Annotated in this window: 18 protein-coding genes and 1 pseudogene; 10 read left to right on the top strand and 9 right to left on the bottom strand. The window is 73.8% G+C overall.

Annotated elements, in window-relative coordinates; translation table 11 throughout:
- Window positions 1-5: 5 nt before the first annotated feature.
- Window positions 6-887 carry an SIS domain-containing protein gene (locus tag ACFYO5_RS07930; RefSeq protein ID WP_388705505.1) on the bottom strand — a complete coding sequence of 294 codons (882 nt, stop codon included), beginning with the start codon at window positions 885-887 and terminating at the stop codon, window positions 6-8.
- 167 nt (window positions 888-1,054) lie between these two features.
- Between ACFYO5_RS07930 and ACFYO5_RS07925 the strand changes: the two genes are divergently transcribed.
- Window positions 1,055-2,260 (top strand): MFS transporter, encoded by a 1,206-nt coding sequence (locus ACFYO5_RS07925; RefSeq protein ID WP_388705502.1) that lies wholly within the window; start codon window positions 1,055-1,057, stop codon window positions 2,258-2,260.
- A gap of 164 nt (window positions 2,261-2,424) precedes the next feature.
- The gene (locus tag ACFYO5_RS07920; protein WP_388705500.1) at window positions 2,425-3,177 is read left to right on the top strand and encodes a maleylpyruvate isomerase family mycothiol-dependent enzyme; all 753 of its coding nucleotides are present in this window, start codon (window positions 2,425-2,427) and stop codon (window positions 3,175-3,177) included.
- Between the two features lie 6 nt (window positions 3,178-3,183).
- On the opposite strand, the gene ACFYO5_RS07915 is transcribed toward ACFYO5_RS07920, so the two are convergent.
- Complete coding sequence (locus ACFYO5_RS07915; protein ID WP_388705497.1) at window positions 3,184-3,573, bottom strand: MarR family winged helix-turn-helix transcriptional regulator; 390 nt, start codon at window positions 3,571-3,573, stop codon at window positions 3,184-3,186.
- 85 nt (window positions 3,574-3,658) lie between these two features.
- Between ACFYO5_RS07915 and ACFYO5_RS07910 the strand changes: the two genes are divergently transcribed.
- Both ACFYO5_RS07910 and ACFYO5_RS07905 read left to right on the top strand, forming a co-directional pair.
- The gene (locus ACFYO5_RS07910; RefSeq protein ID WP_388705494.1) at window positions 3,659-5,149 is read left to right on the top strand and encodes an MFS transporter; all 1,491 of its coding nucleotides are present in this window, start codon (window positions 3,659-3,661) and stop codon (window positions 5,147-5,149) included.
- A 70-nt stretch (window positions 5,150-5,219) separates the two neighbouring features.
- Window positions 5,220-5,630 carry a DUF6332 family protein gene (locus ACFYO5_RS07905; RefSeq protein ID WP_388705491.1) on the top strand — a complete coding sequence of 137 codons (411 nt, stop codon included), beginning with the start codon at window positions 5,220-5,222 and terminating at the stop codon, window positions 5,628-5,630.
- On the opposite strand, the gene ACFYO5_RS07900 is transcribed toward ACFYO5_RS07905, so the two are convergent.
- Together ACFYO5_RS07900 and ACFYO5_RS07895 are read right to left on the bottom strand one after the other, a co-directional pair.
- A complete protein-coding gene (locus tag ACFYO5_RS07900; protein ID WP_356563787.1) occupies window positions 5,591-6,256 on the bottom strand; it encodes a response regulator transcription factor in 666 nt (221 codons plus the stop codon). The two genes, ACFYO5_RS07905 and ACFYO5_RS07900, sit on opposite strands and share 40 nt — an antisense overlap.
- A 40-nt stretch (window positions 6,257-6,296) precedes the next feature.
- Window positions 6,297-7,526, bottom strand: coding sequence for a sensor histidine kinase (locus ACFYO5_RS07895; RefSeq protein ID WP_388705487.1), 1,230 nt, complete (start codon window positions 7,524-7,526; stop codon window positions 6,297-6,299).
- Between the two features lie 76 nt (window positions 7,527-7,602).
- Between ACFYO5_RS07895 and ACFYO5_RS07890 the strand changes: the two are divergent.
- Window positions 7,603-7,719: pseudogene (locus tag ACFYO5_RS07890) on the top strand (deazaflavin-dependent nitroreductase); the annotation flags it as partial.
- Between the two features lie 257 nt (window positions 7,720-7,976).
- Here ACFYO5_RS07890 and ACFYO5_RS07885 read toward each other — a convergent pair.
- A complete protein-coding gene (locus ACFYO5_RS07885) occupies window positions 7,977-9,227 on the bottom strand; it encodes a geranylgeranyl reductase family protein (protein WP_388705485.1) in 1,251 nt (416 codons plus the stop codon).
- A 134-nt stretch (window positions 9,228-9,361) separates the two neighbouring features.
- Here ACFYO5_RS07885 and ACFYO5_RS07880 point away from each other — a divergent pair, with 134 nt between their 5' ends.
- Both ACFYO5_RS07880 and ACFYO5_RS07875 read left to right on the top strand, forming a co-directional pair.
- On the top strand, window positions 9,362-10,717 hold the full coding sequence (locus ACFYO5_RS07880) for a dipeptidase (protein ID WP_388705482.1): 1,356 nt from the start codon (window positions 9,362-9,364) through the stop codon (window positions 10,715-10,717).
- A 65-nt stretch (window positions 10,718-10,782) separates the two neighbouring features.
- The gene (locus ACFYO5_RS07875) at window positions 10,783-11,499 is read left to right on the top strand and encodes an MBL fold metallo-hydrolase (protein WP_388705480.1); all 717 of its coding nucleotides are present in this window, start codon (window positions 10,783-10,785) and stop codon (window positions 11,497-11,499) included.
- Window positions 11,500-11,722: 223 nt separating this feature from the next.
- Here the strand turns inward: ACFYO5_RS07875 and ACFYO5_RS07870 are convergent, their stop codons facing one another.
- The 3 genes from ACFYO5_RS07870 to ACFYO5_RS07860 all read right to left on the bottom strand — a co-directional run bounded on the left by ACFYO5_RS07870 (window position 11,723) and on the right by ACFYO5_RS07860 (window position 14,437).
- Window positions 11,723-12,772: an NUDIX domain-containing protein gene (locus ACFYO5_RS07870; RefSeq protein ID WP_388705477.1), complete on the bottom strand. Its 1,050-nt coding sequence runs from the start codon at window positions 12,770-12,772 to the stop codon at window positions 11,723-11,725.
- 140 nt (window positions 12,773-12,912) lie between these two features.
- Window positions 12,913-13,110: a hypothetical protein gene (locus ACFYO5_RS07865; protein ID WP_356563775.1), complete on the bottom strand. Its 198-nt coding sequence runs from the start codon at window positions 13,108-13,110 to the stop codon at window positions 12,913-12,915.
- Between the two features lie 373 nt (window positions 13,111-13,483).
- Entirely contained in the window at window positions 13,484-14,437 is a 954-nt protein-coding gene (locus ACFYO5_RS07860) for an ROK family protein (RefSeq protein ID WP_388705474.1), read from the bottom strand.
- Window positions 14,438-14,638: 201 nt separating this feature from the next.
- Between ACFYO5_RS07860 and ACFYO5_RS07855 the strand changes: the two genes are divergently transcribed.
- The 3 genes from ACFYO5_RS07855 (at window position 14,639) to ACFYO5_RS07845 (ending at window position 16,927) form a co-directional block, all read left to right on the top strand.
- Entirely contained in the window at window positions 14,639-15,688 is a 1,050-nt protein-coding gene (locus tag ACFYO5_RS07855) for a LacI family DNA-binding transcriptional regulator (protein WP_388705471.1), read from the top strand.
- A gap of 7 nt (window positions 15,689-15,695) precedes the next feature.
- Window positions 15,696-16,433 (top strand): hypothetical protein, encoded by a 738-nt coding sequence (locus ACFYO5_RS07850; RefSeq protein WP_388705468.1) that lies wholly within the window; start codon window positions 15,696-15,698, stop codon window positions 16,431-16,433.
- 86 nt (window positions 16,434-16,519) lie between these two features.
- Window positions 16,520-16,927 (top strand): VOC family protein, encoded by a 408-nt coding sequence (locus ACFYO5_RS07845; RefSeq protein ID WP_388705466.1) that lies wholly within the window; start codon window positions 16,520-16,522, stop codon window positions 16,925-16,927.
- A 98-nt stretch (window positions 16,928-17,025) separates the two neighbouring features.
- Here ACFYO5_RS07845 and ACFYO5_RS07840 read toward each other — a convergent pair whose 3' ends face one another.
- The gene (locus ACFYO5_RS07840; RefSeq protein ID WP_388705464.1) at window positions 17,026-18,330 is read right to left on the bottom strand and encodes a DUF6986 family protein; all 1,305 of its coding nucleotides are present in this window, start codon (window positions 18,328-18,330) and stop codon (window positions 17,026-17,028) included.
- Window positions 18,331-18,406 lie beyond the last annotated feature (76 nt).

The following is an 18,406-nucleotide window of genomic DNA, read 5'->3' as shown; positions in this document are numbered from 1 at the left end:
GCCCCTCAGGGGGCCAGGATCACCGACCGGGTGAGGTGGCGCGGCCGGTCGGGGTCGAGGCCGCGGGCCTGGGCGACGGCCACGGCGAGGCGTTGGGCGCGCACGAGTTCGGCGAGGGGGTCCAGGGCGCCTCGCACCCACAACGCGCCGGTGGCGCGGACCTGTTCGGCGAGCCCGTCGGGCGCCGTGCCGAGCATCCAGGTCGCGGTGGACGCGGTGGTGACGCTGATGGGGCCGTGGCGGTACTCCATCGCGGGGTACGCCTCGCTCCAGGCCAGGGCCGCCTCGCGCATCTTCAGGGCGGCCTCGTCGGCCAGCCCGACGGTCCAGCCGCGCCCGAGGAAGGTGAACTGCCCGCACTCCGCGAGTCCTTCGGGGAGCGGCTCGGCCAGGGCGGTGCGGGCGTCGGCGACGACGTCCTCGCTGTGCAGGCCGAGGTGGGCGCGGAGCAGGGTGAGCGCGGTGGTGGCGAACCGGGTCTGCACGACCGAGCGTTCGTCGGCGTAGGGGAGGACCACGGTGTGGTCGGCCGCGGTCATGACGGGCGTCTCGGGGTCGGCGGTGATGACGGTGGTGCGGGTGCGTCCGCGGAGCCGGGCGAGCAGGTCGACGATCTCGGTGGTGGTGCCGGAGCGGGTGAGGGCGACGACCCGGTCGTAGGCCCGGTGGTGAGGGAACTCGGAGGCGGGGTGGGCGTCGGTCTCCCCGTGGCCCGCGCCCTCGCGCAGGGCGGCGGCGGACTTCGCCATGAAGTAGGAGGTGCCGCACCCGACGAACGCGACGCGCTCGCCCGTGATCGGCAACCGGGTCCGGAATCGGGGGACTTCGGCCGCGGCGCGGGTCCAGCACTCCGGTTGGGCGGTCAGCTCGTCCTCGACATGGGTCATGTGCCACCTTCCCGACGGTGATGGTGCGTCCACGACAGGGATACGCCGTCGGAGCCCTCCGGGTCCACACCCCGGAGGAGGTGGCCCGCGCCCGCCCGTGCGGGTTCCGGGAGCATGGACTGTTCAACCACGTTGCCCGGGTACGGCGTTCCGCTTAGCCTGATTTTGTGCCGCTCATAAACAAAGCCCGTTCGCACAGCGTCGTGCGGGGCCACTCCCTCAGCCGGCTCCGACTCCTGCTCACCGTCTTCTTCGCCCTCGACGGCTTCGTCTTCGCCGGCTGGGTCGTACGCATCCCCGCCATCAAGGAACAGACCGGCGCCTCCGCCAGCGGCCTCGGCCTCGCCCTCCTCGGCGTCTCCGCCGGGGCCGTGGTGACGATGCTGATCACCGGCCGTCTGTGCCGGCGGTACGGCAGCCATCGGGTCACCGTGGTCTGCGCGGTACTGCTCTCCCTCAGCGTCACCCTGCCCCCGCTGACCCACTCCGCGGTCGCGCTGGGCGCCGTACTGCTCCTCTTCGGCGCGGCCTACGGCGGCATCAACGTCGCCTTCAACAGTGCCGCCGTCGACCTGGTCGCGGCCCTGCGCAGGCCGATCATGCCCACCTTCCACGCGGCGTTCAGCCTGGGCGGCATGATCGGCGCCGGGCTCGGCGGGCTGATCGCGGGGTCCGTCTCCCCCGCGCGCCATCTCCTGGGCCTCGGCCTCATCGGCCTGCTCGTGACGGCACTGGCGGGACCCGCGCTGCTGCGTCAGGCACCCGCCGGCGCGGTCCCGCGTCCCGGCGAGGAGTCACGGCCGCCGAAGCCCGCCCACCTGACCGCCCGCACCCGCCGCCTGGTCGTCGTCTTCGGCCTGATCGCCCTGTGCACGGCCTACGGCGAAGGCGCGCTCGCCGACTGGGGCGCCCTCCACCTCCAGCAGGACCTCGACACCTCCCCCGGCCTCGCCGCCGCCGGCTACTCCTGCTTCGCCCTCGCGATGACCGTCGGCCGGCTCACCGGCACGACCCTCCTGGAACGACTGGGCCGCACCCGCACGGTGGTCGCCGGCGGCACCGTCGCGGCCGTCGGCATGCTGCTCGGCTCCCTCGCCCCGGCCCCGTGGGCCGCGCTCGCCGGCTACACCGTGGCCGGGCTCGGTCTGGCCAACCTCTTCCCGGTGGCGGTCGAACGCGCCGGCGCCCTGGCCGGCCCCACCGGCGTGGCCGTCGCCTCCACGCTCGGCTACAGCGGCATGCTCCTCGGCCCACCCGCCATCGGTTTCATGGCCGACTGGTTCTCCCTTCCCACCGCCCTCACCAGCGTGGCGGCACTCGCGGCGATCGCGGCCCTGATCGGGCTCACCGTGCCGCGGGCGGAGGGCGGTTGAGGGACGGTGGCGCGAACTCGCCCGAGTCGGCCCGGTTCAGCGGGCGCCCGGGGACCGTTCGGGTGGACAGCCGGTGCGGCGCCCGCTCCGCCGCGACGCCCCGAGACGGACCGGCGCCCCGGCCCCTTCCCCTCGACCGCACCCCGTCGGGCACACTCACCCGTATGGAGATCGCCGAGTTCATCCGCATCCTCGATCAGGAAGGCCAGTCCCTCGCCGCCGCGGCGAGCGGGGCGGGGCCCGACGCCAAGGTTCCGACCTGCCCGGCCTGGCAGGTACGGGACCTGCTGCGGCACACGGGCACGGTGCACCGGTGGGCGACGTCGTACGTCGCCGAGGGCCACACCGCGCCGCACCAGGGAGACGGCCTCCCGGACCTCGACGGCGGCGAACTGCTGGACTGGTTCCGCACAGGCCACCGCCGACTGGTCGACACGCTCGCCTCCGCACCCGCCGACCTGGACTGCTGGCACTTCCTTCCCGCGGCCTCGCCACTGACGTTCTGGGCCAGGCGACAGGCGCACGAGACGGCCGTGCACCGCGTGGACGCGGAGGCGGCGCGCGGCACCGCACCCGAGGCGATCGCCGCCGAACTTCCTCCCGCCTTCGCGGCGGACGGCATCGACGAGTTGCTGCGTGCCTTCCACGCACGCCCCACGAGCAGGGTGCGCACCGAGGAGCCCCGTGTCCTGCGGGTGCGGGCGACGGACGCGGACGACGCGGTGTGGACCGTACGCCTGTCCGCGGAGCCGCCGGTGACGGAGCGCGGCGGCGAGGGGGACGCGGACTGCGAGGTGGCCGGACCCGCGGCGCTGCTCTATCTGTCGCTGTGGAACCGGCTGCCCTACCCGACCGTCAGCGGGGACGCCTCGCTGGCCCGGCTGTGGCGGGAGAGGTCGGCCGTCACCTGGAACTGACCGCGGTCAGTCCGTCAGCATGCGGGTGAGCACCGAGCGTTGCACGGGGAGCACCTCGCCGTGCAACGCGCGCCCCTTCTCGGTGAGCGCGACCCGGACGCCCCGGCGGTCCTCGGGGCACATCGCGCGCTCGACGAGACCGTCCTTCTCCAGCCGGGCGATCAGCCGTGACAGCGCGCTCTGACTCAGATGGACCCGCTCGGCGATCTCCTGGACACGGAAGGCGCAGGCGTCGTCCGACGCGGTCGCGGTGAGGACGTCGAGCACCTCGAAGTCGCTGCCGCACAGGCCGTGTCCGTGCAGAGCGCGGTCGAGTTCGCACTGGGTGCGGGCGTGCAGCGCGAGCATCTCCCGCCACTGTCGCACGAGCGCCTGTTCGACCTTGTCCGCCGCCATGGCGGCACCGTAGCAGAGAACGGATTTTATTGCATCGGAATTAAATGCTCTTGCATCGCATGCACGCGCATGTAGTCTCTCGGGCATGACCTCTCCGCTCCCCTCCGCCGCGGACCCGTCCCCGGCGGTCCGCTGGACCCCTCGACTGTGGGGCACCCTGCTGGTGCTCTGCGCCGCGATGTTCCTGGACGCGCTCGACGTGTCGATGGTCGGCGTCGCCCTGCCGTCCATCGGTTCCGACCTCGGACTGACCACCTCGACCCTGCAATGGATCGTCAGCGGCTACATCCTGGGCTACGGCGGCCTGCTGCTCCTGGGCGGCCGCACCGCCGACCTGCTCGGCCGCCGCCAGGTCTTCCTCGTCGCCCTCGGCGTCTTCGCCGTCGCCTCCGTGCTCGGCGGCATGGTCGACTCCGGTCCGCTGCTGATCGCCAGCCGGTTCATCAAGGGACTGAGCGCGGCCTTCACCGCCCCGGCGGGCCTGTCGATCATCACCACGACGTTCCCGGAGGGCCCGCTGCGCAACCGCGCGCTCTCCATCTACACCACCTGCGCCGCGACCGGTTTCTCCATGGGCCTGGTCCTCTCCGGCCTGCTCACCGAGGCCAGTTGGCGCCTCACCATGCTGCTCCCCGCGCCGATAGCCCTGGTCGCCCTCGTCATCGGCATGAAGCTGCTGCCGCGCAGCGAACGGGAGAAGAACCACAGCGGGTACGACGTCCCCGGCGCCGTTCTCGGCACCGCCTCGATGCTGCTGCTGGTCTTCACCGTCGTGCAGGCACCCGAGGCCGGCTGGACCTCGGTCCGTACGCTGGTGTCCTTCATCGCCGTCGCCGCCCTGCTGACCGTCTTCGTCCGGGTCGAACGCCGCTCGCCCGGCCCGCTGATCCGGCTCGGCGTGCTGCGCTCGGGCAGCCAGATCCGCGCCCAGCTCGGGGCGATGGCCTTCTTCGGCTCGTACGTGGGCTTCCAGTTCCTGGCGACGCTGTACATGCAGACCCTGCTGGGCTGGTCGGCGCTGCACACCGCGCTGGCCTTCCTGCCGGCGGGTGCGCTGGTGGCACTGTCCTCGACGAAGGTCGGCTCGGTCGTGGACCGGTTCGGCACCCCACGGCTGATCGTGACCGGCTTCGCCCTGATGTTCGTCGGCTACGCCCTGTTCCTGCGCGTCGATCTCGACCCGGTCTACGCGGCGGTCATCCTGCCCAGCATGCTGCTGATCGGCGCGGCGTGCGCGCTGGTCTTCCCCTCGCTCAACATCCAGGCCACCAACGGCGTCGCGGACCACGAGCAGGGCATGGTCTCCGGCCTGCTGAACACCTCGGTCCAGGTGGGCGGCGCGATCTTCCTGGCCGTGGTCACGGCCGTGGTGACCGCGGGCTCCCCGGCCGACCCCACTCCCCAGGCAGTGCTGGACAGTTACCGTCCCGGCCTGATGGTGGTGACGGGTGTCGCCGCCCTCGGCCTCCTGATCACCCTGCCCGGCCTGCGCACCCGCCGCGCCCGCGGCTCGGTCGTGGTCGCCATGTCCACCGTGGAGGAGGCGAGCGCGGAACGGGTTCCGGTCCGCGACTAGGGGGACGCCTCCCTGAGGGCGCCCGGCGGGCTGTTGCCTCGCCGGGCGCCCTCCTGTGAGACTTGCCGGCATGACCGGCCACGGGGGACGCCGCACACAGGCGGAGCGGGACGCGATCACCGTCGAGATCGGGTACGCGCTGTTCAGCGCGGCCCTCGCCGCGGCCCTGCTGTTCGGGGTGGTCGCCGGACCGGCGCTGCTGTTCGCACTCCCGGAAACCGTCGAGAAGGTGCTCCTGCGGGTGGGACTCACGGTCACGCCCGTGGTGTTCGTGGCGCGGGTGGTGAGCGTGCTCCTCCGGTTCCGTGCGGGAGTCACCGGCGGCCGCACCGACACCCCGTCCGGACACGCCGACGCCACAGCAGGGGACGGCGACGCCACGGCCGGGCACGCCGACACCCCGTCCGGGCACGCCGACCGCGAGGCCGGCCCCCTCGGCGCTCAGCCCAGCCAGCCCGGCCTGACCAGCCCCGACTCGTAGGCCAGCACCACCAGTTGAGCCCGGTCGCGGGCGCCCAGCTTCACCATCGTGCGACTGACGTGGGTCTTCGCGGTGAGCGGGCTGACCACCAGGCGGCGGGCGATCTCCTCGTTGGTCAGACCGATGCCGACGAGCGCCATCACCTCCCGTTCCCGCTCGGTGAGCCGGGCCAGCTCGACGGCGGTCGCGGGCTCCTTGGAACGGGCGGCGAACTCGGCGATGAGCCGTCGCGTCACCCCCGGCGACAACAGGGCGTCCCCCGCCACCACCGCCCGCACGGCACGCAGGAGTTCCTCCGGCTCGGTGTCCTTGACGAGGAACCCGGAGGCGCCGGAGCGGATCGCCGCGAAGACGTACTCGTCGAGTTCGAAGGTGGTGAGCATGACCACCTTGACGTCGTCGAGCGCGGTGTCCTCGGTGATCCGGCGGGTCGCGGCCAGTCCGTCCAGGCGCGGCATGCGGATGTCCATCAGGACGACGTCCGGCCGGAGTTCGCGCACCAGTCGCACCGCCTCCTCGCCGTCGGCGGCCTCCCCGGCCACCTCGATGTCCGGCTGGGCGTCGAGCAGGGCGCGGAACCCGGCCCGGACCAGTGCCTGGTCGTCGGCCAGCAGTACGCGGATCACCGGACCTCCTCGGTTCGGGTGCGGGACCGCGACGGGCGGCTCATCGTTCGGTTCCGGACGTGCACGGCAGGACGGCGAGCACCCGGAAGCCGCCGTCGTCCCTGGGGCCTGCCTCGATGCTGCCACCCAGCGCCGCGGCCCGCTCCCGCATCCCGGCCAGACCGTTGCCGCTGCCGCCCGCTTCCGCGTCGGCCGCCGGCCCGTCGTCGTCGATCGTCAGCCGCAGCCCTCCGCCCGCCTGATCGAGGTGTACGCGCGCGTGCCGGGAACCCGAGTGCCGTACGACGTTGGTGAGAGCCTCCTGGACGATGCGGAACGCGGCGAGGTCCGTGCCGGGCGGCAGCCGGGGTGCTTCTCCCCCGACCTCGACGGTGAGGCCCGCGCGTGCCGCCTGTTCCACCAGTTCGGGCAGCCGGTCCAGGCCGGGTGCGGGGGCCCGCGGGGCGTCGCCGGGGGCGCGCAGGGTGCTCAGCACCTGGCGCACGTCGCCGAGCGCCTCCTTGCTGGCCGACTTGATCGCGGTCAGCGCGGTGCGCGCCTGCTCCGGGTCGGAGTCGAGGAGCGCGAGGCCGACGCCCGCCTGCACGTTGATGACGGAGAGGCTGTGGGCGAGGACGTCGTGCAGCTCACGGGCGATGCGCAGCCGCTCCTCGTCGGCCCGCCGACGGGCGGCCTGGGCCCGCTCGGCCCGCTCCCTGGCCCACTGCTCGCGCCGGGCCCTGGCCAGCTCCGAGACGGCGACGATGACCGCGACCCAGGTGGCGACGACCACCTCCTGCGCGAAGGAGGCGGGCCGGTCCCCGGCCGGGGGCAGCCACCGGTACAGCCAGTGCGCGACCAGCAGGTGTACGCCCCAGAGCACACCCAGCGCCGTCCCGGCGGCCCGGCGGTGGCCCGCGACGACGGCGGCGAAGCAGGCCACGGCGACGGTCAGGAGGATCGGCCCGTAGGGGTAGCCGGCGCCCAGGTAGACGGCGGTGACGGCGGCCGTGCCGAACACAACGGGCACGGGATGCCGGTGCCGCCACAGCAGCAGGCCCCCGGCCACGGCCAGCAGCACGCGCGCGAACGGATCGAGCGCCGCACGTTCCCCCTGTTGTTCGTGGGCGGCGAAGTCCGAGCCGATGAGCACGAACGCGGTGAGCAGGGCCGTGGACCGCCAGGGCCACCGTCCGCCCGGTTCCCCGCCCTCGCGGTGTCCCGGCCACGGCGGCCCGTGCCGCCACCACCGCACCGGCCCGCCACGCTCGCGCACCCACTGGTCGTCCATGCCCGCCACGCTAGACGCCTCCGGCCGGGACGGACGTCGGCCGGACGAGGTGACCGGTCGTACTCCCCCTGGAGTACGAGCGGAGGTCGAGGTCTTCTTCGACGGCGTCGGGCCCGAGTCCCCCGCCGCCGACCTGCGTCGTGTCGCGCCGGACCACCCGGTGTTCCGGATCACGGTGACCCAGAGCCGGTGACCCGTCGGGCACCGGTCACGACGGGGCCGGACACCGCGGGACCCGGTTCTGCCGACCGCGCCCGCGGGGTGACCCGGGGCCGGCCGTCGGCCTCGGTCACCACGGCGCCGGACACCGCACAACCCGGCTCCTCCGGCCCGGCCCGCGGGGTGACCCGCGGCCGGTGACCCTCGGCCCCGGTCAGGATGGGGACGGACACCACGGGACCCGGCCCCTCCGGCCCGGCCCCACCGGTCACCCGGGCGCCGGACGGCGTCTCAGGAACCTGCCTCGTCGGCCCCGCCCGTGCCCGCGGCCGCCTGCCTGCGGTCCACCGCGTTCAGGGCGCGCTGGGCGAGGGGGTGCGAGCGCACGAGTTCGCCGAGGGTCGTCCGGCCGCGGGTGATGTCCGTGAACGCCCGCCAGGCAGGGCGCACACCGGTGAGGGCCGCGTGGAACAGGCCTGGACGCCGTTCGAAGAGGGCCAGCATCCGCTTGCCCACGCTCATCTCCACACCGAGGCCCGCCTTGATCGCGAAGGCGTAGTTGAGGGCCTGACGGCGGGCGTCCACCGCGTCGTGCGCCTCCGCGATGCGGACCGCCCACTCGCCGGCCAGCCGGCCCGAGCGCAGCGCGAAGGAGATCCCCTCCCGCGTCCACGGCTCCAGGAGCCCCGCCGCGTCCCCGCACACCAGCACCCGGCCGCGCGAGAGCGGCGAGTCGTCGGCGCGGCAGCGGGTCAGGTGGCCCGAGGAGATGCTCGGTTCGAAGCCGGCGAGGCCGAGCCGGCCGATGAAGTCCTCCAGGTACCGCTTGGTGGCGGCGCCCTCCCCGCGCGCGGAGATCACCCCGACCGTCAGCGTGTCCCCCTTGGGAAACACCCAGCCGTAACTGCCGGGCATCGGGCCCCAGTCGATGAGGACCCGGCCCTTCCAGTCCTCGGCGACCGTCTCGGGCACCGGAATCTCCGCCTCCAGGCCGAGGTCCACCTGGTCGAGCTTGACGCCGACATGGGCCCCTATGCGGCTGGCGCTGCCGTCGGCGCCGACGACCGCCCTGGCCAGCACCGCCTCGCCGCCCTGGAGGACGACCGCGACCGTGCGCCGGTCGGGCACCGCCGAGCCGTGCTGCTCCACCCGGGTCACCGTGACCCCGGTGCGCAGCTCGGCGCCGGCCTTCTGGGCGTGTTCGACGAGCTGCTGGTCGAACTCGGGCCGGTTGATCAGCCCGAACAGCGTCTGCCGGGAACGGCGGGTGCGGGTGAAGCGTCCGTTGTTGGAGAACGTCACCGCGTGCACCCGGTCCAGGAGGGGCAGCTCGAAGCCCGGTGGGAGGGCGTCGCGGGAGGGACCGATGATGCCGCCGCCGCATGTCTTGTAGCGGGGCAGTTCCGCCTTCTCCAGCAACAGCACGCGCCGCCCCGCGACCGCCGCCGCGTAGGCGGCCGAGGCCCCCGCGGGTCCCGCGCCCACCACGACGACGTCCCACACCTGCTGCACGTCGTCCGCCGAAGAGTTCTCGCTGCTCACGATGGTCTACTGCTCCCGATCAAGCCGCCTGCCGCACCTGTCCCCCGCATCCTACGACCGAGATCGTCACGGTCGGCTGTGGGAGGATCGGCAACACCCTTCGGTACAACGTCGCACCCACAAGGAGCGTGCCCATGTCGTCGAATCCGGTCGCCGAGACCGTCGCCTCGCTGATGCCCAGGGCGAAGGCGGAGCTGGCCGAACTGGTGGCCTTCAGGTCGGTGGCGGACTTCGACCAGTTCCCGCGCACCGAGAGCGAGGCCGCGGCGAACTGGATCGTCGCCGCCCTGCGCGCCGAGGGCTTCGAGGAGGTGGCCCTTCTCGATACCCCGGACGGCACGCAGTCGGTGTACGGCTTCCTGCCGGGACCCGAAGGCGCCAAAACGGTGCTGCTCTACGCGCACTACGACGTGCAGCCGCCGCTGGACGAGGCCGGCTGGGCCACCCCGCCGTTCGAGCTGACCGAGCGCGACGGCCGTTGGTACGGACGGGGGACCGCCGACTGCAAGGGCGGCTTCATCATGCACCTGCTGGCCCTGCGCGCCCTCAGGGCGAACGGCGGGGTGCCGGTCCATGTGAAGGTGATCGTCGAGGGCTCGGAGGAGCAGGGCACGGGCGGCCTGGAGCGGTACGCCGAGGCGCACCCCGAGCTGCTCGCCGCCGACACCGTCGTGATCGGCGACGCGGGCAACTTCCGGGTCGGTCTGCCCACCGTCACCGCCACGCTGCGCGGCATGACCATGATGCGGGTGCGGATCGACACCCTCGCGGGCAACCTGCACTCCGGCCAGTTCGGTGGCGCCGCCCCGGACGCGCTGGGCGCGCTGATCCGGGTCCTGGACTCGCTGCGCGCCGAGGACGGCTCGACGACCGTCGACGGCCTGACCGACGGGCCGGCCTGGGAAGGGCTGCAGTACGACGAGGAGCAGTTCCGCGTGGACGCCAAGGTCCTCGAAGGCGTCGGACTGATCGGGTCCGGCACGGTCGCCGACCGGATCTGGGCCCGCCCCGCGGTCACCGTGCTCGGCATCGACTGCCCGCCGGTCGTCGGCGCCACCCCCTCGGTGCAGTCGAGCGCGCGGGCACTGATCAGCCTTCGGGTGCCGCCGGGCGTGGACGCCGCCGAGGCGACGAAGCTGCTCCAGGCCCATCTGGAGGCGCACACGCCGTGGGGCGCGCGGGTGCAGACCGAGCAGATCGGCCAGGGCCAGCCGTTCAGCGCCGACACCACGAGCCCGGCGTACGCGGCGATGGCCGAGGCGATGGCGGTGGCCTACCCCGGCCAGGAGATGCAGTACGCCGGCCAGGGCGGCTCCATCCCGCTGTGCAACACCCTCGCGGCGCTCTACCCCGACGCGGAGATCCTCCTCATCGGACTGAGCGAGCCGGAGGCCCAGATCCACGCGGTCAACGAGAGCGTGTCCCCGGAGGAACTGGAGCGCCTGTCGGTGGCGGAGGCCCTGTTCCTGCGCACGTACGCGGCCGGCTGAGCCACTCGCTCTGCTCTCGGCAGAGGGCCTCGCCCGGCGGGCGGGGCCCTCTCTACGGTCGTCACATGGACGTCGTCGCGCTCCTCCCCCGTCTGCACCTGCTGCGCTTCCCGGTCGGCCAGGCCTATCTCTGGCGCGACGCCGAGGAGTTGACCCTCGTCGACGCCGGACCGCCCGGCTCCGGCCGCGCGATCGTCGACGCGGTCACCGCCCTGGGGCACGGTCCGGCGGCGGTACGCCGTGTGGTGCTCACCCACTTCCACGAGGACCACGCGGGCGGCGCCGCCGAACTGGCCGCCCTGACCGGGGCGGAGGTGCTGGCGCACACCGCGGACGCCGCGGTGCTCCGACGCCGGGTCCCCGCTCCCCCACCGGTGCTGGCGGAGTGGGAGCGACCGCTGCACGCCGCCGCCCTCCGGCTCCTGCCCGTACGCGACGTCGAACCGCCGGCGTCGATCACGGAGTTGGCCGACGGCGAGGTCCTCGCCTTCGGCGGCGGAGCGCACGTGATCCATGTGCCAGGCCACACCGACGGCAGTATCGCGCTCCATCTGCCGCGCCACGGCGTGCTGTTCACGGGGGACACGGTCGCCGCCTCGCCCGTCGACGGGTCGGTGATGCCGGGGGTGTTCAACCTGGACCGGCCCCTGACCGTCGCCGCCCTGCACCGGCTCGCCGCGCTCGACGCGGACGTGGCCTGCTTCGGCCACGGCGACCCGGTGACCGAGCGAGCCTCGGCCGTCCTGCGCGAGGCGGCGGCCAGTCATCGCCCCGCGCCCTGAGGACGGGGACCGTGCCCCGGCCGCACCGGCCGCCGCGCCCACGCCACCGCCCCTCGGCCGACCGGGCGACCGGACGACCGGACGACCGGACGACCGGACGATCGGACGACCGCCAACGAACGCCACACACGCGTGGCCGACGCGACGACCGGCTTCGGGCGGCGGTCGCGCCAGGAGAGCTAGCCCCACCCCGCGGACGACACCGCGCCGCGGCGCGGCCGCCTCAGGGGCATCCGAGGGGGACCCCGGCCTCCAGGTAGAGGGCGGCGCCCCGCTCCCGTGCCCGCAGGGCCCAGCGCAGCCGCTCGTAGCGGACCGGGGGCAGCAGGTCGGCGGCCTCCTCCTCGGTGACGAAGCGCCAGCCCCGCAGTTCCGGACCGGGCAGCAGCAGGCCCGCGGTCGCCGCGGAGTCGAGCCGGCCGCCGTCGAAGAGGAGACGCAGACCGCCGTAGCCGGGAGGCGCCGGCCGCTCCCAGTCGACGACGAGCAGCCGGGGTACGTCGTCCAGCCGGACGCCGGTCTCCTCCTCGACCTCGCGCATGCCCGCGCGCGCGGGCGCCTCGCCCGGCTCCACGACTCCGCCCGGGAACTCCCAGCCGGGCTTGTACGTCGGGTCGACGAGCAGCACCCGGTCCTGCTCGTCGAAGAGGAGTACCCCGGCGGCCAGCGTCTCGGCGGTCGGCTCGGGCGTCTGCACGATGTCGCAGGCGGCGACCGACCCGCTGTCGACGGCCCGCGCGATACGGACGGCCGTCTCGTGCGGGGTGAGGTCGCTGGAGTCGACGGGGTGGGCGTCCGAGGTGAGCCAGCCGGCGAGGGCGGCGCGGTACGGCTCGATGTGGTCGTAGGACCACTGCCGTACCCGTATCTCGGCGTCGGGGAGGTCGGGCGGGAGGTCCCGCTCGGCTATTCGCTCGCGCAGGATCGTTTCCGCCGGGGCCAGCAGCACGTGCCGGACGGCGATCCGGCGGGCGGCGAGGCCACCGAAGATCTCGTCGCGGTACTCCTGGCGCAGCAGGGTCATGGGGACGACGAGGGTGCCGCCCAGTTCCGCCAGGAGCGCGGCCGCGGTGTCGATCACGAGCCGGCGCCAGATCGGCAGATCCTGGAAGTCGCCGACCTCGGCGAGGCGTTTGGGCGGCAGGAGGTGCGGGAGCGCCGCCCCGACGACCTCGGGGTCGAAGAGGGTGCTGTTCGGGATCAGGTCGATCAGTTCCCGTGCGGTGGTCGTCTTCCCCGCACCGAACGCGCCGTTGATCCAGACGACGGTCACGAGTCCCCCTCTTCGGTCGGCCCCTGTGGCTTGCCCGCTCCACCCTGCCACGGAAACCGGCTCCCGTTGAGGGCGCGCGAACACCGCGGCGCCGGTCCCCGGACGGTGGGGACCGGCGCCACGGCCTCGTGCGGAACCCGTCAGTCGGCCAGGTCCACGGCGTCCTCGTCGACGGCCAGGCTGTCGCTGGCGATGGCGGTGTGGTCGAGGGTGCTGAGGGTGTCCCCGACGTTCAGTCCGCCGAGGTCCTCCTCCCCGAGACCGTGCGAGGGGGTGATGGCCGCGACGACGAGACCGGTGGCGAATGAGGCGATGGCGAGCATGCTGCGCTTCTTCATGCCCGGATCAACTGCGCAGCCCGCGTGAGGTCACGCGCCGACCGCGACACGCTCGGGGGCCGGAGGGGCCGTTCCGGTGAGGGAACGTTCCTTCGGCCGCCCGGCCGCCCGGCCCATCCGGTCCCTTGGGTCCGCCCGGTCCGCCCCGTCCCTTGGGTCCGCCCGGCCCGCCCAACCCGCCCGGCCGCCCGGCCCATCCGGTTCGCCTGGTGCCTTGGACCCGCCCCGGCCTGCCCTGTCCCTGTCGTTCGCCCCGTCCGCCCGAGACGCCCGGTCCCTTGGGCTCGCGAGGCCCGCCCGGTCCCCTGGGCCCGCGCGGCCCCTTGTGTCCGCGAGGCCCCTTGTGTCCGCCCGGCCCGCCCGCCAGTGCCCCTCAGACCCCCGCCACCGTCATCTCCGGCCCGCTCGCCAGTGCCGCGGCGGCCGCGCCCACCAGGCCCGCGTCGGTGCCCATCTGCGCGGGCACCACGGTCAGCCGCCGCACGAACGACAGGGTGGCGTAGTCGGCGAGGAACCGCCGCAGAGGCGTGAGGAGGACGTCGCCCGCCTTGCCGACGCCGCCGCCGATCACCGCGATGTCGACCTCGACGAGGGTCGCGGTGGCCGCGATACCGGCGGCCAGGGCCTGCGCCGCCCGCTCGAACGACGCCACGGCGACGGGGTCGCCCGCGCGCGCGGCGGCGGCCACGGCGGCGGCCGAGGGGTCGCCGTCCGGGCCGGGGCGCCAGCCGTTCTCCAGGGCGCGCCGGGCGATGTTCGGCCCGCTGGCGATGCGCTCGACACAGCCACGCGCACCGCACGGACACGGGTCGCCGTCGAGATCGACGCTGATGTGGCCGATGTGCCCGGCGTTGCCGGTGGGGCCGGGGTGCAGTCGGCCGCCCAGGACCAGACCACCGCCGACGCCGGTGGAGACCACCATGCACAGGGCGTTGTCGTGGCCGCGGGCGGCGCCCTGCCAGTGTTCGGCGGCGGTGATCGCCACGCCGTCGCCGATCAGTGCGACGGGGAGGTTCCCGGTGGCGGCCCGCACCCGCTCGACCAGCGGGTAGTCGCGCCAGCCGGGCACGTTGACCGGACTCACGGTGCCGGTGGAGGCGTCCACCGGGCCGGCGCTGCCGATGCCGAGGGCGCGGGCACCCTCCCACAGCGGCGAGGCCGTCAGGTCCCCGAGCACCTCTTCGACGGCCCGCATCACGGTGTCGCCGTCCTGCTGGGCGGGCGTGGGCCGCTGGGCGCGGACCAGGATCGTGCCGGCGCCGTCCACCAGTGCGCCGGCGATCTTGGTGCCGCCGATGTCCAGCGCGGCCACGAGGTCGGTGTGCATCAGTCTCGGTTCTCCCCGTCAACCATCGGAAAAAGGGCTGGCCGGTCCAGCGGTGGGGACGTGGGCCGGGATCGCGGTGGACAGTCTCTCCCGCATCTGACAACGTTGTCCAGGCCCTATGCTCGGCGACACATCCTCCACCACCCCCAGGGACGCGCGCGCCGCCCGCGTCCTCGTGGACAACAGGACAGGACCCGCCCCGTGCCCGAGACGCCCCGCCGCGCAGTCGGCATCTCCGGAAACCGCTACGGCAATCGTCCCACCATGAAGGACGTGGCGGCACGCGCGGGGGTCGGCCTGAAGACCGTCTCGCGCGTGGTGAACGGCGAGCCGGGCGTCACGCCGGAGACCGAGCGCCGCGTCCAGGAGGCCATCGGCGCGCTCGGCTTCCGCCGCAACGACAGCGCGCGGGTCCTGCGCAAAGGCACCACCGCCAGCATCGGCCTGGTCCTCGAAGACCTCGCCGACCCGTTCTACGGCCCCCTGAGCCGGGCCGTGGAGGAGGTGGCGCGGGCGCACGGCGCGCTGCTCATCAACGGTTCCAGCGCCGAGGACCCCGACCGGGAACAGGAGTTGGCGCTGGCCCTGTGCGCCCGCCGGGTGGACGGGCTGGTGGTCATCCCGGCCGGTGACGACCACCGGTACCTGGAGCCGGAGATGAAGGCGGGCGTGGCGACGGTCTTCGTCGACCGGCCCGCGGGGCTGATCGACGCCGACTGCGTCCTGTCGGACAACTTCGGCGGGGCCCGCGAGGGCGTCGCCCACCTCGTCGCCCACGGGCACCGCAGGATCGGCTTCATCGGGGACATGCCGCGCATCCACACCGCGGCCGAGCGGCTGCGGGGTTACCGCGCGGCCATGGAGGACGCGGGCATAGCCGTGGACGAGGCCTGGACGTCCCTGGGCGCCACCGATCCCGCACGGGTGCGTCGGGCGGCCGAGGAGATGCTGTCCGGGCCGGCGCCGGTCACCGCGGTCTTCTCGGGGAACAACCGGGTGACCGTCACCGTCATCCGGGTGCTCGCCGAGCAGAGCCGCCCTGTGGCCCTGGTGGCCTTCGACGACCTGGAGCTGGCCGACCTGCTCCAGCCGGGCGTCACGGTGGTCGCGCAGGACGCCGCCGCCATCGGCCGTACCGCCGCCGACCGTCTGTTCCGGCAGCTGGACGGCACCCTGCTGGCGCCGGAGCGGATCGAACTGCCCACCCGTCTCGTCACCCGCGGCTCGGGCGAGCTGCCCCCGGCGGACTGAGGCCGGCATGGACGGGCACGAGGGGCACCGCACGCTGGAGGCGCTGGGTCTGGCCGACGCGCCGCGCGACCATCCGCTGACGTATCCGGGGACGTGGCCGGCGGAGTCCGGACTGCTCGACGGGGACCGGCTGTTGCCGCTGGACCGCCTCACGTTCCCGGACCGGACCCCCGTCCTGGCCGTCGGCTCCAACGCCTGCCCCGGCCAACTGCGGCACAAGATGGCCGAGTCCGCGCTCACCTCGGCGATCCCGATGGTCCGGACCCGGGTCACGGGCATCGACGTGGGGGTGTCGGCCCATGTGAGCGTCCTGGGGTACGTGTCCGCGTCCCCCGTCGACGCGCCCGGTGTCCGACGGGAGTTGTTCGTCATCTGGCTGGACGCCGAGCAGCTTGCCGTCGTCGACGCGACCGAGCCGAACTTCGACCGGGTCCGGCTGCCCGAGGCGTCGGCGCGGATCGAGTCGGGCGACGGCGGCATCGTGTCCGGGGTGTTCGCGTACGTCAACCGTCACGGTGTCCTGCACAACGGCGACGGGGTGCCGCGCAGCCATCCGGGGCAGCGTTCCCTGATCAGCGAACTACTCGAGGGTTCGGCCAAGTTGAGGCAGATGTTCGGGGTGACGCCGGAGGAGTTCTGCGCTCGGGCCAGGGCCGACGCGCGGCTGTGCGAGCGCGGCACGCAATGGTTCGCGAAGGAGAAGATGGTGACGCTCTCCGGGCTGGAGCACCTTCGCGTCCGTTAGGATCGTCATACGGCATCGCGTGTCGGTCACCGGCTGGGTGAGGCATGGAGGTGCCCGTGAGTTTGCCTTACGGAGGCATTCCACACATGTCCGTCGACCTGAACCACACGATCGTCCACTCCCGTGACAACCGGGAGTCCGCCGAGTTCCTCGCCCACCTGCTGGGACTCGAAGCAGGGGACGAATGGGGCCCCTTCATCCCGGTCGCCACCGGCAACGGCGTCACCCTGGACTTCGCCACCGTCCCGGCGGGATCCATCACCCCGCAGCACTACGCGTTCCTCGTCTCCGACGAGGAGTTCGACGCCGCGTTCGCGCGGATCCGGGAAGCCGGGATCACGTACTTCGCCGATCCGCACGGGAAGCAGCCGGGCGAGATCAACCACCATCACGGCGGGCGGGGCCTGTACTTCATGGATCCCGCGGGGCACGGGATGGAGATCATCACCGCCCCGTACACCTTCCCGGGCGGTGGCGGAAACAGCGGGAGCTGAGCACCTACGGCCGGCCGGGGCGCGACGCCCCGGCCGGTCCGCTCGTTCCGCGGCCACCGCGGCCACCGCGGCCACCGCGGCCACCGCGGCCACCGCGGCTACCGCGCGGAGGCCGTCAGATCACCTCGGCGCGGTGCCGCGAAGTCCTCCAGGGCGGCGCGCGTCAGCCCGGTCGCGCCGGTCACCTCGGCCGTGTCCAGGGCGCCGCAGTCCAGGCCGCGCAGCAGGTACCCGCTGAGGGCCTTGGCGGTCGCCGGCTCGTCCATCACGTCGCCGCCCGCCCGGTCGGCGTACCGGGCGAGGCGCTCGGCGGCCTGCGCGAACCCCTCGCGGTAGAAGGCGAAGACCGCCGCGTAGCGGGTCGGGAGGTGGCCGGGGTGCATGTCCCAGCCCTGGTAGTAGGCGCGGGCGAGGGCACGGCGGGTGAGGCCGTAGTGCAGGCGCCAGGCGTCGTGGACCTGGTGGGCGGGGCCGACCGGCAGGACGTTCGTGGAGCCGTCGCAGACGCGTACGCCGGTGCCGGCGGCGGCGACCTGCATGACGGCCTTGGCGTGGTCGGCGGCCGGGTGGTCACTGGCCTGGTGCGCGGCGGAGACGCCGAGGCAGGCGCTGTAGTCGAAGGTGCCGTAGTGCAGGCCGGTGGCGCGGCCCTCGGCGGCCTGGATCATGCGGGCGACGGTGGCGGTGCCGTCGGCGGCGAGGATGGCCTGGCTGGTCTCGATCTGGATCTCGAAGCCGAGCCGGCCGGGGGTGAGCCCGCGGGCCCGCTCGAAGGCCTCCAGGAGCCGGACCATCGCGGCGACCTGCTCGGGGTAGGTCACCTTCGGCAGCGTCAGCACCAGCCCGTCGGGCAGGCCGCCGGCCTCCGTCAGCCCGGTGAGGAAGATGTCCAGGGTGCGGATGCCCCGGTCGCGGACGGCGGCCTCCATGCACTTCATGCGGATGCCCATGTACGGGGCCGCCGTGCCCTCGGCGTACGCCTCGGCGATCAGCCGGGCCGCGCGGGCCGCCGCCTCGTCCTCCTCGGCGTCCGGGCGCGGGCCGTAGCCGTCCTCGAAGTCCACCCGCAGGTCCTCGATCGGCTCGCGTTCCAGCTTGGCGCGCACGCGTGTGTACACGGGCTCGGCGAGTTCCTCGGACAGGCCGAGGACGGCGGCGAACGACGTGGCGTCGGGAGCGTGTTCGTCGAGCGCGGCGAGGGCCCGGTCGCCCCAGGAGCGGAGGGTGTCGGCGGCGAAGGCGTCGCCGGGGACGTAGACCGTGTGGACGGGCTGGCGGGTGCCGGGGTCGCCCGGGTAGCGGCGTTGGAGTTCGGCGTCGACCGGGGCGAGGGAGGCGCTGATCTCCTCGCCGACGGCACCCGCGAGGCTCCTCGACACCGTCTCCTGCTGACCCTGACCCATTCCCACACCCTCCTGTTTTCCGCCTTACGGAATCAACAATCCGTTGAAGGAAACTAACCGCGGGGCTTCTCGCGGG

It is taken from the genome of Streptomyces sp. NPDC006259 (genome assembly GCF_042870975.1).
Lineage (GTDB): Bacteria > Actinomycetota > Actinomycetes > Streptomycetales > Streptomycetaceae > Streptomyces.
This window is presented reverse-complemented; position numbering and strand designations above follow the sequence as displayed.

Coding starts and splice junctions, on each gene's coding strand:
- ACFYO5_RS07930 (WP_388705505.1), bottom strand. CDS start 887: ATGACCCATGTCGAGGACGAGCTGACCGCCCAACCGGAGTGCTGGACC.
- ACFYO5_RS07920 (WP_388705500.1), top strand. CDS start 2,425: ATGGAGATCGCCGAGTTCATCCGCATCCTCGATCAGGAAGGCCAGTCC.
- ACFYO5_RS07915 (WP_388705497.1), bottom strand. CDS start 3,573: ATGGCGGCGGACAAGGTCGAACAGGCGCTCGTGCGACAGTGGCGGGAG.
- ACFYO5_RS07910 (WP_388705494.1), top strand. CDS start 3,659: ATGACCTCTCCGCTCCCCTCCGCCGCGGACCCGTCCCCGGCGGTCCGC.
- ACFYO5_RS07905 (WP_388705491.1), top strand. CDS start 5,220: ATGACCGGCCACGGGGGACGCCGCACACAGGCGGAGCGGGACGCGATC.
- ACFYO5_RS07895 (WP_388705487.1), bottom strand. CDS start 7,526: ATGGACGACCAGTGGGTGCGCGAGCGTGGCGGGCCGGTGCGGTGGTGG.
- ACFYO5_RS07880 (WP_388705482.1), top strand. CDS start 9,362: ATGTCGTCGAATCCGGTCGCCGAGACCGTCGCCTCGCTGATGCCCAGG.
- ACFYO5_RS07875 (WP_388705480.1), top strand. CDS start 10,783: ATGGACGTCGTCGCGCTCCTCCCCCGTCTGCACCTGCTGCGCTTCCCG.
- ACFYO5_RS07865 (WP_356563775.1), bottom strand. CDS start 13,110: ATGAAGAAGCGCAGCATGCTCGCCATCGCCTCATTCGCCACCGGTCTC.
- ACFYO5_RS07860 (WP_388705474.1), bottom strand. CDS start 14,437: ATGCACACCGACCTCGTGGCCGCGCTGGACATCGGCGGCACCAAGATC.
- ACFYO5_RS07850 (WP_388705468.1), top strand. CDS start 15,696: ATGGACGGGCACGAGGGGCACCGCACGCTGGAGGCGCTGGGTCTGGCC.
- ACFYO5_RS07845 (WP_388705466.1), top strand. CDS start 16,520: ATGTCCGTCGACCTGAACCACACGATCGTCCACTCCCGTGACAACCGG.
- ACFYO5_RS07840 (WP_388705464.1), bottom strand. CDS start 18,330: ATGGGTCAGGGTCAGCAGGAGACGGTGTCGAGGAGCCTCGCGGGTGCC.